Origin of the sequence: Litorivivens sp. (assembly GCF_041624475.1) — a bacterium.
Lineage (GTDB): Bacteria > Pseudomonadota > Gammaproteobacteria > Pseudomonadales > Spongiibacteraceae > Litorivivens.
The window spans coordinates 13841-28304 of record NZ_JBFJUX010000023.1; the positions used below are offsets into that span (position 1 = coordinate 13841).

Consider the following 14464-nt stretch of genomic DNA (forward strand, 5'->3'; position numbering starts at 1 on the left):
CTTTTCAGATCAGGACTCCAGAATAGCAGAATCCGTGCGCAGCTCGCGTCGAGCCATGGCCTCCCACAGGAAGGGGAAGCCGTTGCCATCAATCATGTCCCCCAGCGACGTAGCCATGGCGTCGGGCAGGGGCTTGCCACCGCCAAGCGCTTCAACTTCAAACGCCATGCGCGATCGCCACTCCAGGGTAGCGGCTCGCAAATAGGCCTGTGAAATACTGCCGGCAACCACCAGCACACCGTGATTGGCCAGCAGGGCCCACTTGGCATCACCCAGCAACTCGGCGCAGCGCGCACCTTCACTGCTTTCATTCACGGTAGCGTTGTATTCGTCCATCAATCTAAGCTCACCGCTGACCTGGGCGGAAGTCTGATCATACACTGGCGGCACGCGCCCGGCGTTAGCCCACACGGTTCCATAGCGCGAATGATTGTGAATGATGACCCTCACATCGGGCCGACGGTCGTGAATTTCGGTGTGCAGATTAATTGCCGGCGTGACATTCCAGCCGCCTGCAATAACTTTACCGCTACTGTCCAGGCGCAGAATATCGCCGGCGGTCAGTTCATCCCAGGCCAGTTCCCAGGGGTTGACCAGCATGGTGCCATCATCCTGTTTGTAGCTGATATGCCCTGCGATATGATCGCTGTAGCCTTCTTTATAGAGTACGCGACACAGCAGCGCCAGCTCGGCCTCGGGTGTAAGCTCGGGCAGCAAGGGGCGCTTTTGTGGAATGGGCGCTAGCTGTTTCAGTAACTCGTTCATCGTTTGCTTATCCTTTGTCGACAGTTAGCAGGAGCAGGTCAGACACTTTCGCCCAGCACCGTATCGCCCAAAATTGTAGTGCGATGAATCAATCTTTTCGCCCCGGGCTTCACACCCGGCGCGGAGTGCATATAGCGCCAGTTGTCCCACAAAATCATGTCACCCTCCTGCCATTGATGCAGATAGGCAAACTCAGAGCGCGTAACGTGAGCAACCAGTTCTGTCAGCAAGGCATCACTCTCAGCCTTTGGCAGACCATCAATTCGATCGACAAACATGGGGCATACATTCAGAATTTTCTGACCCGTCTCCGGATGCTCAAGCACCAGCGGATAGCGAGAATCCGGAAAGTCCGGAAAGCCCACATCGCTCGGCTTTTGGGGTGCACCGGGCCCGGCGACATAGGTGGAGGTATCGAGAAAGGGCATTTTGTAGAGATTGACCTCAAAGCGATAAATCACCTTAAGCCCATCAATACGCGCTTTCGTTTCGTCAGGGAGTGCCTCATAGGCCTTGGCCTGGTCGGCGTAGCCGGTCTGACCATCCACACTGGGCAGCTTGACCGCTCGCAGTATCGCACCGCGATTGGGTTTGGCGGTGTAGATCAGATCCTTGTGCCAACCGAGGCGCCCTACCCACTCTTCACCATCCCACACCGCAACCGGGTTGGTGCGACTGTCTTCGCTGTTCAGCTCCATCAGTTCGGGAAACTCGCCACTGCGAATGGTCTTCAGCGGGTGGGCCTCCAGTTCGCCAAACAGTTTGCTGAAGCGAATCTGGTTTTCCGGGTTGGCGTTTTCTCCTCGCACCAGCAACAGGCCGTGCTCCAGCCATAGATCTTTTAGCTTCTGCTGCTCTTCATCGCTCCACTGCGCAGCAAAATCAAAACCTTCGATTTTTGCGCCCAGGGCATCACACAAGGGATTTACAGTCCAATTCATTGTTTTAGCTCTCGATAAACCGGTGCAATAAAGGCTTCGCCCTGCAGCGGTGTCAGTTCACGAAATTCCAGTTGAAGGGGCATGTCGCAGGCCGGCAGCACACCTTCAGACAAAAACAGCTGGGTAACCAGTTGTACCTCCGGCGCGTCATCCGGCACCACAATGGCCGGCGTATAGGGCACCTCGAAGGCACCGTTAATCTGCCGCTGCACGGTCGTCCACGACAGCAGCCTTGCGCTGGTTCCCAGCCTGCGCCAGTCGGTATCGCCGCCACAGTCCGGGCATTTTTCCTCGGGATACCATATATCCCGGTTACAGCGATTGCAGCAGCAAGTAATCAGCTCCTTGCGCTCGGCAGCTTCCCAGAAGGGGCGGATCAATTTGTCAGTCATATCAACCTCCCTTCCTGAGAATCAGCGTAGCGCCTTCATCAGCGGTGAAGCCCGCGTAAGCCGCGCGCTCGACATTGCTTACCTGATTCTGGGCTGTGCCTCGAATCTGACGGACCAGCTCAATCACATGAGCGATACCCAGCACATAGGCATGCGACAGCAGGCCGCCGTGGGTATTGCAGGGAATACCACCCTCGGAGCGCGGCCGACTGAAATGCAGACGATTGTCTTCAACGAAGGCACCGCCCTCACCCTTTTTGCAAAAGCCCATATCTTCAATCTGCATCAAGGCGGTGCCGGAAAAGCAGTCGTAAACGGCAATCACATCAATGTCCTCGGGACCGCAATCAGCCATCGCGTAAGCCCAGGGCGCGGCAAAAGTTTGCGGCGTTGCAGTCAGCTTTTTCTGTTGACTGATATACGGGGCACCATCGATACAACCGCGACCGACGCCCTCCACAATTACCTGAGTGTGCGGAAAATCTCCCGCCCGCTCGGCTGCACACATGACAAAGGCGCCGGCGCCATCGGAAATCAGGCAGCAGTCTTCCACCCGAAAAGGGTCCGCCAACAGCGGTCGGTCAAGATAGTCCTGCAAGTTCATCTTCTTGTCATGCATGACGGCCCCATCGTGACCGTTGGCATGGCGACGGAAAGTAAGCGGAACCTGCGCCAGCTGCTCGGGCGTGGTGCCGAACTCGTGCATATGGCGGTGCATGAAGGTGGAAAAATACAAAGGTTGAGGAAACCAGCCGTAAGGCAGTTCAAAACCGGCTTTCATCGGCTCGCTGGCGTGCCAGTCACCTGGACGGCCACCGCCCTGCTTGCGCGTGGTGGCCCAGTCGACTGAAAATACATTCACAATGGTTTTCGCCTTGCCTGCCCGTATGGCGTGAGCCGCGGTATGAGCGCAGGTAGCGCCCCAGATCATGGCGCCGCCCTCTTCCGAGAACCAGATATCCTGTTCCGTACCGAAATGGTCGCGGTAATCTTGCGGGCTAATCTGGTCCGGAATGCCCGGGCTCAGCATCAAGCCATCGATTTCATCCGGGCGAAGCCCGGCGTCGGCAATCGCTTTGCTGATTGCCTCCAGCGCCATGGCCTTGGCCTTGCGCCCCGACGCGCCGCTGTACGCTGTTTCACCTATACCGACAATGGCCATCTCACCGCGAACATCGTCCAGTTCGACGGAATGCCCCCAGTCAAAATGGCCGGCCCGTTTTTTCAGCTGCGCTATGCTCTGTGTCATCAGCGTTGCACCTCGAAATCTGCCGCTTTGGCGTCCCAGGTGTGTTCGGTCAAACCGCGCTCACGCAGCTTGTTTTTCTGCACCTTCTGAGTCGGTGTCATGGGTAGCTGTTCGACGAATTCGATATAGCGCGGCACAAAAAAGTACGGGGCGTTATCATTGATATGGCGAGCCAGCTCGGCCTCGCTCACCTCGGCTCCGGGTACGGGAATCGCCGCCAGCATGATTTCATGCTCGGATTCCAACTCCGCCGAGGCCACACCGTACACAGCCACATCACTGATGCCTGGATGACTGCGAGCCACCGATTCAATGGCGACCGAGGACACGCTTCGGCCTTTATAGCGAATCAGATCTTTCTTCCGATCGACAAAGTAAAAATGACCGGCCTCATCCTGTTTGAGCAGATCACCGGTGTGATACCAGCCACCGTGAAAGGCCTGCTCAGTCGCCTGCGGGTTATTAAAGTAACCGTTAAACAACACGTGGGGCGATTTTTCCCGTACGCAGATTTCTCCGGGTTCGCCCACGGCCACCGGCTCATCGCTATCGTTAAACAGTGCGACTTCTATATCATCCGCCGGGGTGCCCAGCGAGTTGGGCGGCCATGGCGTTACGCCGTCGTCGTAGCGGCGCATCAGCAACATGATTTCGCTCTGACCAAAGCCCTGATGTATCGCATTGATCCCGAAACGCTGTTTGAAGGGTTCGCGAATAGCATCCGGCATGGGTACCATCTGGGCGCTGCGCACCGGATTGTCGGCATCACTGGCCTGCGGCGGTGCATTCCATAAAAACATATGCATGGCACCCAGCGTAAACACGTGGGTCGCCTGGTAAAACCGGGTTCGCTCCCAGAAGGTGGTCGCTGAAAATGCCGGGTCCATCGCGCAGGTGGTACCGGTCACCAGCGCCGGATAAATACCGGTCACCCAGGCCGCGGAGTTATAGAGCGGCAGGCAGTTGTAGGCCACATCGCCACGATCAACACCGCCCATTTCGGCGGCGCTTAAGGCGCTGCGCACCCAGGCGTTGTGACTTTGCATTACACCCTTGGATTTGCCGGTGGTTCCGGACGTCCACATGATGGATGCGGTATCGCCATAGGCAATCGAAGGCGCTTTAAAGTCGGCGTCAGAAAGTAGCTCTTCGCAGGTCGCGCCTAAAACGATAACCGGCGCGGCTACTGAGACTTCCGCCAGCCGTGATTGAAAGGCCGTGTCCGTTACCACTAGCGAAGGCGCGCTGTCTTTCAGGGTTTCGGCCAGCCACTGACCGCGATAATCGGTGTTTACCGGTATCCAGTGAATGCCCGCCAGATTGGCGGCCAGCGCCAGCAGAACAAAATCGGGGCTGGATGAGAGATACAGGCACAGGCGGTCACCTGCACTGAGGCCTTGGGCCTGCAAACCGGCAGCGAGGCGCTGGGCCGTGGTATAGGCCTCGGCATAGGTTATCCGCCGGTCGTCTGCCACCAGAAAATCAGTCGATGGGCGCTGCTGGGCGAAGTACGCCAATATGTTGCCCAGTACCCGGTTGTCGTTAACGCTGTAGTCGGGCATCGCCATTACACCGCCTCCGTATAAAATTGCTTGGCCCATTTCCGATAGCGCGCGATGGGGCCATCGCCATCGCAGAGCTGCGGCGACGGTTCATAGCGCTTGTTTTCCCAGATAAAGGCGTCGTCGGTTAACTGGCGGTTGACCTCTTTATTGAAGGCCGCGCCGATGCGATCGATTTTCGGATCGCGGTCGGGGTTTTTATAGGACACATGGAAGTACTGAATCACCGTTTCGTCATCCACCGGCACATTGGTGGTCAGCATGCAGACATCGATCAAAGTCTGGTAGCGCACTTCGGCCCAACCGAAGCCAACGCTGGTGCTTTTCAGAGTACCCTCGACCGGGCCGCCGGAACTGGGAAAGGTCTGGGTGCTTTCCATAATCATAAAGTGGTCGCGAAATTCAAAGTTGCCGTATTCGGCCTCGCCCGGGTGCCCGTGAACGGTCATAAAGTGGGCGCCGTCAGCAGTGTTCTCCCCCATCTCCTGAATACAGGTTCTGATGGTGTGCGCGGTGGAAATCGGTTTGACATAGGCCGGATCATCCAGCTCCGCGACAAAGGGTAGTTCGTAGAGTGGCGCAATACCGTCCGGGTGGTACCAGGCCATAACCACCCCGTGACGGATCGCCAGCGGGTAGGTTCGCACGCAGGCCTTCTCATTGAGGCGCTTGGCGTAGGGAATTTCAATGACCTTACCGGCACCATTAAACACCCAGTGGTGAAACGGGCATTTGATGCCCTCGCCCACCACTTCACCGCCGGCGCCGAAGTTGGCGCCCAGGTGAGGACAGTAGGCATCCTGCAAATGCAATTCACCCGACTCGGTTCGCCACAGCACCAGATCGCGACCGAAATAACGCACCGGCTTGATCTCACCCGGCGCCAGGTCGTCATCAAAGGCGACGTGAAACCATCCATAGGGAATGGGAAAAGGGAATCGCTTTTCGCGGGCTAGAATCTGGCTCATGAGGCCTCCAAACAGGAATTGATTGACACTACTGTCAGTCAGAATAAATTCTGCTAACATAGGTGTCAATGAAATCCCGGTAATGTTGCCATGACAGCTCAAAACAAACGCGCCCAGCAGCGGGCCGAAACCCGACAAACCATTCTCGATGCTGCCGTGGAGGCCTTTGCCAGCCTCGGCTACGACGGCACCAATTTCCGGGAAATAACTCAACGCTGTAACGCGGATAGACCACTCATCCTGTACCACTTCAAAAACAAGGAAAACCTCTGGAAAGCCGCCGCTGAGCTGGTAGAACAACGCTTTACCACCCAGTTCGAGCAGTTCTATCAACCGGACAAGCAGACCTTCAACTCCGACCGGGAGCGCATCGGCTTTTTAATGAGCGCCTTTATTGACGCACTGGTTACAGTGCCCGCCTACGGCCAGATCCTGCTGCGCGAGGGCGCCAGCGAAGGGCCGCGCATGGAATGGCTGGCCAGACATTTCGTGCCCACCGCGGCTCTGAGTACGCAGCTGGACAACCCAGAGATCCTGCACCGGGTGCAGAAGACAATATTGCGGGATATTCTGGCCAGTGTGATGGTGTCCTTTGTCACTCTGGGGCCCCTGATGGACCGCTCGCTGGCACTGGTCACAGGCAACAGCAAAGCCGGCATTCACCCTCTGCAACCGGAGGCCAAACAGGCCTTTATCAACTACCTGCTGGCTATGGTCTTTATCGATAGCTGAACCTGCCACCGACCAAGTGCGGGCGATCGCCAGACCGACATTTAGTAAACTTTAATTTTATTAATGGTAAACATATGTTTACTATATTCGGGTTAATGGACAGCTAATGCAGTGAGTGCGAGGATTTGGACATGAGCTACGACTGGCAAGCGACACTGGTTCTTCTGGCAACCCTGATCGGCGCCTCGGTGGTGGGCAACTTTCTCACCCGCCGAATCCGCGCCTTTGATGGCATGCGGGATATCAATAGTGCTGAAGACTCGCAGAAACTGGCGCAGGAAAAATACCCGCCCATCGTTGCCGCGAATCGCAAGCTCGGCGGAATCACCAATCTCGTTTTCTATGCAGCGGTGGTACCGTTTATTGTCACGATCAATCCACAGCCCCTGTGGAAGATCGCTGTCGATATTGTCGCCATCCTGATGGTCTACGATTTCTTCTACTATCTTACACACCGCTTTCTGTTCCACGGCAAAGGCTATTTCCGCCGGGTGCACGCCCTGCACCATCAGGCCCGCAAACCAACGCACATCGATGCCTTCTATGTGCACCCACTGGAAACCTTTATCGGCATTTCCCTGTTTATGGGATCAGCCGCGTTGCTCGGCCTTTTTATCGGCCCCTTCCATGTCGCCAGCCTGGCGGTCGCGGTGCTAGTATTTCAGAATCTGAATATTATCAATCACTGCCATATTCGGATGGACAGTTTCCCCGGCAAAACCCTGAGCTGGATTTCGGTGAAGCATGCCAATCACCATAAAGACATGCATCAGGGGAATTATTCGACGATTACCTTGCTGTATGACAAGGTTTTTGGGACGTTGGTGTAAGGTTTAGCGTGCCGGCAACGTTGTTTTTCTTAGTTTTTGCTGGCTGATGCAGGGCATCTGTTTCGCCCTGCTGGGCGAAACCATAACCGAAGAAAAACCCAAAACTTAAAATCGCCCCCTATCTAAAACTGACCGCCAGGCGTTGAAGCCTGTAAGACCTCCAAACTCCTCTGATCCACCTGAATCAAGCCTCTCCTCGGCCGGTCCAGATCAATAATAATAAAAACGATCAAGGCAATCAGAAACGACATCATCAAGGTTGGCGCGACGATCCGTCGGCCACTCAAACCACTGGAATAGCCCAACATCCCCCCAGAGCACATAAACACGGTAAACAACAGCAACAAGACCACTTCCGGAACGTGCATATCCAGCAGCGCATTGCGCTTACCCTGCGCATCGATCATCTCGTTGAGCGCATTTATAAAGGCGCCGGTCTTTACCGGGCTCGGCTCTTCATGGGCGGCATTGACCGCGAGCGTCCAAAGCTCCGCCTGCAATCGAGCGACTTCCCGGTTGTAGGCTTTTCGATCTTCAAACGCTGTCAACTCGACCTTACCGGCGGCTACCCGCGATTCGAGGTAGGCTTCGAGCAAACTTGAAGTTTCCTGCTGAAAGCGTTCGGGAAGCAGCTGGGCACGAAGTTGAGCCGTGCCGATGGCATTGGCCTCACTGATCAACGCATGATTACGAGCGTCAAAGCGCTGCATTGACATGCTGAAGGTGAAACCCAGCAACAGAGCCAGCAGACCGAGTACGCTGGCCTGAATGGCTCCGGTGAGGGATTTGATTTCTTCGTCAGTGCGCGCCTGCACAAATCGACCAATGCGAAAGCCTATCTCGTTTCCAACCATAATAAGTAGAAACAGGCCGGCGGTTATGGAGACGCTGGAAAACGCGTAGAGCATTGGCTGATTCATGAATTGCCTTCACCTTGTCGGAGTCGTGAGAAGTAAGCGTTTTGCCCGCTGATAGTAACAGCGCAGTACATGTCTCGCTCGTCTTTCAAGACAAAAGATGATGCATTACCGAGCCAACCGGCAATGAAGGTAAAAGGGGCGGAGCGGCGGGCGCCGCCCCGCGGGCGATTAACCCAGGTAGTGATCTCTGTATTCGGCGAACTGCTTTTTCAGGCCATCTTCGCTGAATCCGAATTGCTCCAGGGTGTACTCATGGCTGGGACGGTCTTCGCGCTTGTTGACCTCTCGCCAATGCTCCATCGCCGCTTTGGCCTCGGCCGTAAAGTCCATACCAATAAAGTCGTACACGGCCTTGGCAGGCACCGTCGGGTCAACCACCGTGTCCTTGTACCAGACATCGATAAAGGAATCGGGCTTGGCCTTGCGGGTTTCCAGCGTGTGCTTCATACCGCGCGCATATTTCGCTGCCCACTGCTCGCCTACCACTTTCGGGTCCGGATCGTCGGCGCACATGATCCACAGGTTGTAGTTCATGCTGGCCGCTGACGGGATGGTCTGCAGTGGGTCGCGATGCGTCTGGATGATTTTGGCATCCGGGAACACTCGGAGCAGAGTCGCAACGTGGTGCAGGTGGTGCGGCGTTTTCAGCAGCCAGCGCTCAGCCTGCTGGCCCTTTTGTTTTTTCTGCCACTGCAGGCTCTGCAATTGTCGCTTCAGGTATTCATAGCCCGGCGTATTGTCGTGGGTATCATTCCACTTGCCGTAGCTGGGCACGTTGCAAAAAGCATCGGGCACTGTGCTGTAGAAGCTGTGTTCCAGCAGCATGATGTCTTCGTCAGGCGCCACCGGATCCATCGGGTGAATCGAGGCCAGTTCAGGGTTGGCTTCCAGCATACCGGCAATTTCCTGCTCGGCTTCGTTCATGCGCTGATCGGCAGCACCGGGCTGCCAGTCCATATAGGGCGCCGGGTTGCGCACTTCATACCACAGCGGCGCGAAAAAGCGCGAGTCGCTGGCCAGCACCCGGTGAAACATGGTCGAACCGGTGCGTTGCAGACCAATGATCACCACCGGCGCCGCGATTTCTTCATCGAGAATTTCCGGATGTTTTGCAATCCAGGCTTCGGTGCGAAGGCGATTGCAGAGAATATTCAGAATTCGCTGATACTGGGTGAAGCGTCCAACCGCATTCAGGTTGGCCTCTTCCTTCAGTGATTTAACCAGCACTTCAAAGGGCTCGCGAAATGACTCATCGCCAAAATCGCTCAGCCCTGTCGCATCCTGGGCTGCCTGCAACAAGCCGCTGACGCTTAACTCTACGTTGGGAATGTCCTGCTCTGACATCTGGGGGCTTCCTCGCTTACTTCAGGCTTTCGGTTTTAACGACACGGGTGGTGGGGTGCACAATGTCATCCGCACCAATCCAGCGGAACGCCAGTGTGCCTTTGCGATGACCGGCCGTGGTCAGCCAGTTTGGGTGACCGGGGTTGTGCTCGCCGATCACGATCTGCACGCTGCCGTCGTCGTTGTAGTGCGCGGTGTGTTTGTTGACGTGAATCTTCAGGTAGCGGTAGTCGAGCGACTCCATCCAGTAATTGTCGACCTGCAGGTTCCAGTTTTCACAGTCGGGAATGCGGGGAACTTCAACCACCAGCGACTCGTCTTCAGCCAGATCGTAGTAGCTGTGGTAGTAGAAGATATTGGGATCACCGCCGATCTTCTGGCAGTAGGCCTGATCCGCCGGCGGCAGCTCGTTGGGTTTATCCAGGAAAGACTCAGCCCAGTCGGCAAACAGCGTTGCCGTGCCCTGCACGAAACCCGCTGTCTTGATCAGGTTTTCAGCCAACTGCGCGGGATCCAGCGGCTCGGGCACAACACCCTCTTCCAGGATGCGCTCGATTTTCAACTCGGCAATGGTTTCGCTGTTGCGATCGAGAAAGGTCTGGCGCACCAGAACCGCAATGGTGTCCTCGGTAATTTTCAGCCAGTTGCCGGGTTTGGGCTCTCGGCTCAGAATGATTTCAACCGTACCGTCTTCGTTGACCTCAAGGCCGCCGTGAGTATCGATTGCACCGACCGAGCGCATATTGGCGTCTTCATCTTCATAGCCGCCGGCAATGGCAATCAAACCGAGGTAGGCCACCGTGCCGCGGGTACCGGTAATGCGGTAATCGTACTTGCCGTTAATCTCGGCGCGCTCGTAGAAATTGTCCGGGTTATCAGCACCGATTTTTGCGGTTTCATGTGACGGGCGATAGAAGGTGGGAAAGTCCCGGTCGCTGCACTCCATGAACATATCGAGCGCAATGCGGGTCAGACGGGTCAGATAACGCCAGCCTTCGGCGCGGGTAAAGGCATCCGCGGGTGCTTCCGGGCGCATGATCTGCTTGCCGGTTTCCTTGAGAGTGTCGCAGAAGTTGTCCCAGGCGGAACCGTCCTCCACCGAACGAATCAGATCCTTGTCGGACATAGGATAATCTCACTGTTGCATTGTCGATGGGAAAATTCTCACCGATCGGGCCGCAACAGGCATCACCCAGACAGGTGAACGGGTCGTCAGAGTTGAATCAGCAGATACAACGCGTGGATGGCAGCGGCAAGCAAAACGCCTCCCCATACAAAAAGCGCCGCTACCGAGGGATCGCGTGAAAGAAAGCCCGGTAACTTGTCACCGGCCGCGGCGGCCACGAAAGCCCACAGGGTGTGCAGGGCTGCAACTAGAGCGAGAGTGAACCACAGGATGAAGACAGTATTCAGTTCCATGCAAAGCCCCTCAGTAATATTTTGCCGCCCGCTTAGCCGTTGACCTCACTGAAATCCAGTTCGCGCTCACCGAGCTGCTGGCGAATTGCCGCATACCAGGCCGAGGGGTTTTCCAAATCCCCCTCTGCGGTAAGCGGCGGGTATTCCAGGCCATAGTGCTCACAAAAATGGCGCAATTTGGGGTAACCCCATTCGAAAAACAGTTGCTGGAAGGTCGCCTCATCAATACGCATCGCGTCGTAGAGTCCTGCCAGTTGGCGCTGCCGCTGGGCCTCGCTGAGAATAATGCCTGCGGCCACCGAAACATTAAACGACTGCACCATGCCCACCATCGGGATGGTCACCTCCACATCGGCCGCGGCGCGCCCGGCCTCGCTCAAGCCATCCTTTTCCGCACCTAAAAGCAAAGCCGTAGGCTTACTGTAGTCCACTGAGCGAAAGTCTACCGAATGGGACGACAGATTGGCCGCAATCACTTGTACCCCCTGGGATTTCAGCGGAGCGACCGCCTCCTCCAGATTCCGGTGACGATGCACCTTGACCCAGCCGTGGCTGCCCTTGGCGGTTCCACGAAAGGCCTTGTACTCCTTGTCGCCGATCACGCAATGCAGGTCCATCGCGCCCACTGCATCGGCGGTGCGCACGATGGCCGAGAGGTTTCGCCCCTTGTGGACATAATCCGTCACCACGCACAGATCTGGCTGGCGGCTGCGCAACACCCGCTGAATGCGGGCCTTTCTTTCCGGGGTCACTGCACTTCGTCTCCGGCTTCCAGCACCCAGCAACGATCGTGCAGGGTAAACCCTAATTTTGGGTAATAATCCTGAGCCAGAGGGGCGGCCAGCAGGATCAGACGAGTCTTGCTGCCAAGCTGTTTCTGGGTCATTCGAATCAATTCCCGACCAATGCCCTGATGCTGGTAGTCCCGGTCTACGGCGATATCCGACAGGTAGCAGGCGTAGTGAAAATCTGTCAGGGAGCGGGAAACACCCACCAGCCGGATACCGTCCCAGGCGGTCACCAACAAGTTGGCGCCGTTAAGCATTCCTTGAATACACTCGCGGTCAGCCACCGGGCGCCGCTCCGCCAGACCAGAGCGCTCCAGCAGGTCGATAAACTTCACCACCGGAATGGATTGATTTACGCGGTAGCTGATACTCACAATGGCCTCTCCTTTCATTGAGAAAATCAATGATAATCGCAGCAATCGGAGCTGTGAACGATCTATTTGCCATAAACCGGACATTCCATGTCGGCTTTTCAGCGTGAATGCCCACTATTAAGCTTGGTGATCTCACTAGCGCTTGCTCTCGTAGTAAGCTACAACTCAAGTAAGCAGCATCAACATAAGAGGACGACAAGGCATGATCCCACGTACCGTTTACGAGCCCGAGCATGAAATGTTCCGTGAGTCTGTGCGGAAATTTCTGGAAACAGAAGCTGCCCCCTATCACGAACAGTGGGAAAAAGACGGCGAGGTCGACCGCGGTCTCTGGAACAAGGCTGGCGAGCAGGGCTTTCTGGCACCCACGGTTCCGGAAGAATACGGCGGCGTTGGCGTCGACTTTCGCTACAACGCCATCGTCGATGAAGAATGCGCCCGCTCCGGCCTGACAGGTATCGGCTGGGGCCTGCACTCCGATATCGCGGTGCCCTACATTGTCCGCTACGGCAGTGAGGAGCAAAAGCAGAAGTACCTGCCCAAGTGTGTGTCCGGCGAAATCGTCACGGCCATCGCCATGACCGAGCCGGCCGCGGGTTCTGACCTGCAGGGCATCAAGACCACCGCCGTCAAAGATGGCGATGACTACATCATCAATGGCTCCAAGACCTTTATCACCAATGGCCAGCACGCCGACCTGGTCGTCGTGGTTGCCAAAACCGATCCGCAAGCAGGCGCCAAGGGTACCAGCCTGTTTCTGGTAGAAGCGGGCACACCGGGCTTTGAGAAAGGTAAGAACCTGAACAAGATTGGCCTGAAAGCCCAAGATACTTCCGAACTGTTTTTCCAGGATGTGCGCGTGCCCAAAGACGCCCTGCTGGGCGAAGAAGGTATGGGCTTTGTCTACCTGATGCAGGATCTGCCGCAGGAGCGTCTGAATATCGCCATATTGGCGGTACACAGTGCCCAGGGCATACTGGAAAAGACCATCGAATACGTGACCGAGCGCAAGGCCTTCGGCAAATCCATCGCCACCTTCCAGAACACCCAGTTTAAACTGGCTGAGCTGGATACGGAGCTGACCTCGGCTACCGTTTTTCTGGATCGCTGCCTGGAGCTGCATATCGAAGAGAAGCTGGACGCAGTGACCGCAGCTAAAGCCAAAATGCTGACCACAGACCTGCAGGGCAAGGTCATGGACGAGTGCCTGCAGCTACACGGCGGCTATGGCTACATGTGGGAATACCCGGTCGCTCGCGCCTGGGCCGATGCCCGGGTACAGCGCATCTACGGTGGCACTAACGAGATTATGAAGCTTATCATCGGTCGAGAACTGGTGAAGTAATTTCAAATAACGCCGGCCTTGTGTCGGCGTTTTCTTTCCCAAACCAAGGAGATAAAAACAGGCAGTTAACACTCATTTGACGCAGTTTGTCATACACGCTCCGGCCTGACGGCCACTATAAAAAGCAATAAAGACTAAGGAGAATCGTATGAATATGCGAATCAGGCTGGCAACAGCCCTGATGGTGACCTGCAGTTTGCTCACCACCCCCGCTCTCGCAAGGGATGCTAACAAAACCACTTACCCCATTGTATTCGCCCACGGCATGGGCGGCTTTGACGATGTTCTGGGTTACGACTACTGGGGCGACGATTACGGCGTTTATGTACTCGACACCTGTCAGTGGGGCGAGTATTACTGTAACCACGACATCAATTCAGGCCAGGAATCCTTTGTTGCCTCGGTAACGCCCTTTGCCAGTTCCGAGCAGCGCGGCTACGAGCTGTATCAGGACATCCAGAACTACCTGGCCACCTCTGGCCACAGCTACGTGAACGTGATTGGCCACTCTCAGGGTGGGCTTGATTTGCGCAAGGCGGCCAAGTTGCTCAACGACAACCGCGGCTACCGCGTAGTCAAATATGGCATCAGTATTTCCTCACCTCACCGGGGCTCTCCCATCGCCCAGTACGTGCTGAATATGCAACCTGGCGTCACCAGCATTCTGGAAACCCTGGCCGAGTACTTTGGCAACGTGATTTACGGTGGCGGCAACGATGCCATCGCAGCGCTCAAACAGCTGGTCAATCACGACTTCGACCCCAACGATGGTGTGACCACCGGCACCTATGCCTTCAATCAGGCCTATCCCGCCGGCACGGCCAATATCGAACGC

General features: G+C 56.1%; 16 protein-coding genes. 4 read left to right on the forward strand and 12 right to left on the reverse strand.

Annotated elements, in window-relative coordinates:
• Window positions 1–9: 9 nt before the first annotated feature.
• The 6 genes from ABY734_RS15755 to ABY734_RS15780 are packed head-to-tail and all read right to left on the reverse strand — an operon-like array spanning window position 10 to window position 5877.
• The gene (locus ABY734_RS15755) at window positions 10–765 is read right to left on the reverse strand and encodes a class II aldolase/adducin family protein (RefSeq protein ID WP_372780316.1); all 756 of its coding nucleotides are present in this window, start codon (window positions 763–765) and stop codon (window positions 10–12) included.
• A 38-nt stretch (window positions 766–803) separates the two neighbouring features.
• A complete protein-coding gene (locus ABY734_RS15760) occupies window positions 804–1706 on the reverse strand; it encodes a TauD/TfdA dioxygenase family protein (RefSeq protein ID WP_372780318.1) in 903 nt (300 codons plus the stop codon).
• Window positions 1703–2098: a Zn-ribbon domain-containing OB-fold protein gene (locus tag ABY734_RS15765; protein ID WP_372780320.1), complete on the reverse strand. Its 396-nt coding sequence runs from the start codon at window positions 2096–2098 to the stop codon at window positions 1703–1705. Before ABY734_RS15765 ends, ABY734_RS15760 begins: the two co-directional genes overlap by 4 nt.
• Before the next feature lies 1 nt (window position 2099).
• Entirely contained in the window at window positions 2100–3347 is a 1248-nt protein-coding gene (locus ABY734_RS15770) for a thiolase family protein (RefSeq protein WP_372780322.1), read from the reverse strand.
• Entirely contained in the window at window positions 3347–4915 is a 1569-nt protein-coding gene (locus ABY734_RS15775; protein WP_372780324.1) for an AMP-binding protein, read from the reverse strand. The genes ABY734_RS15770 and ABY734_RS15775 overlap by 1 nt, the downstream gene beginning before the upstream one ends.
• Window positions 4915–5877 carry a Rieske 2Fe-2S domain-containing protein gene (locus ABY734_RS15780; protein WP_372780326.1) on the reverse strand — a complete coding sequence of 321 codons (963 nt, stop codon included), beginning with the start codon at window positions 5875–5877 and terminating at the stop codon, window positions 4915–4917. Before ABY734_RS15780 ends, ABY734_RS15775 begins: the two co-directional genes overlap by 1 nt.
• A 90-nt stretch (window positions 5878–5967) precedes the next feature.
• On the opposite strand from ABY734_RS15780, the gene ABY734_RS15785 reads away from it, so the two are divergent.
• Both ABY734_RS15785 and ABY734_RS15790 read left to right on the forward strand, forming a co-directional pair.
• Complete coding sequence (locus ABY734_RS15785) at window positions 5968–6609, forward strand: TetR/AcrR family transcriptional regulator (protein WP_372780328.1); 642 nt, start codon at window positions 5968–5970, stop codon at window positions 6607–6609.
• Window positions 6610–6740: 131 nt separating this feature from the next.
• A complete protein-coding gene (locus ABY734_RS15790; RefSeq protein WP_372780330.1) occupies window positions 6741–7439 on the forward strand; it encodes a sterol desaturase family protein in 699 nt (232 codons plus the stop codon).
• 122 nt (window positions 7440–7561) lie between these two features.
• Here the strand turns inward: ABY734_RS15790 and ABY734_RS15795 are convergent, their stop codons facing one another.
• From ABY734_RS15795 to ABY734_RS15820, 6 genes are all read right to left on the reverse strand, one after another.
• Window positions 7562–8359, reverse strand: a complete 798-nt coding sequence (locus ABY734_RS15795) for a hypothetical protein (protein ID WP_372780332.1) — start codon at window positions 8357–8359, stop codon at window positions 7562–7564.
• Window positions 8360–8527: 168 nt separating this feature from the next.
• Window positions 8528–9703, reverse strand: a complete 1176-nt coding sequence (locus tag ABY734_RS15800) for a sulfotransferase (protein WP_372780334.1) — start codon at window positions 9701–9703, stop codon at window positions 8528–8530.
• A 16-nt stretch (window positions 9704–9719) separates the two neighbouring features.
• Window positions 9720–10829 (reverse strand): DUF1214 domain-containing protein, encoded by a 1110-nt coding sequence (locus ABY734_RS15805; RefSeq protein ID WP_372780335.1) that lies wholly within the window; start codon window positions 10827–10829, stop codon window positions 9720–9722.
• Window positions 10830–10915: 86 nt separating this feature from the next.
• Complete coding sequence (locus ABY734_RS15810; RefSeq protein WP_372780337.1) at window positions 10916–11122, reverse strand: hypothetical protein; 207 nt, start codon at window positions 11120–11122, stop codon at window positions 10916–10918.
• Between the two features lie 32 nt (window positions 11123–11154).
• Window positions 11155–11874: a tRNA (guanosine(18)-2'-O)-methyltransferase TrmH gene (trmH, locus tag ABY734_RS15815; RefSeq protein WP_372780339.1), complete on the reverse strand. Its 720-nt coding sequence runs from the start codon at window positions 11872–11874 to the stop codon at window positions 11155–11157.
• Window positions 11871–12284 carry a GNAT family N-acetyltransferase gene (locus tag ABY734_RS15820; RefSeq protein WP_372780341.1) on the reverse strand — a complete coding sequence of 138 codons (414 nt, stop codon included), beginning with the start codon at window positions 12282–12284 and terminating at the stop codon, window positions 11871–11873. Before ABY734_RS15820 ends, trmH begins: the two co-directional genes overlap by 4 nt.
• A 202-nt stretch (window positions 12285–12486) precedes the next feature.
• Between ABY734_RS15820 and ABY734_RS15825 the strand changes: the two genes are divergently transcribed.
• Together ABY734_RS15825 and ABY734_RS15830 are read left to right on the forward strand one after the other, a co-directional pair.
• Window positions 12487–13629 (forward strand): acyl-CoA dehydrogenase family protein, encoded by a 1143-nt coding sequence (locus ABY734_RS15825; RefSeq protein WP_372780343.1) that lies wholly within the window; start codon window positions 12487–12489, stop codon window positions 13627–13629.
• A 148-nt stretch (window positions 13630–13777) separates the two neighbouring features.
• On the forward strand, window positions 13778–14464 hold a 687-nt coding region (locus ABY734_RS15830; protein WP_372780345.1), incomplete at its 3' end, for an esterase/lipase family protein.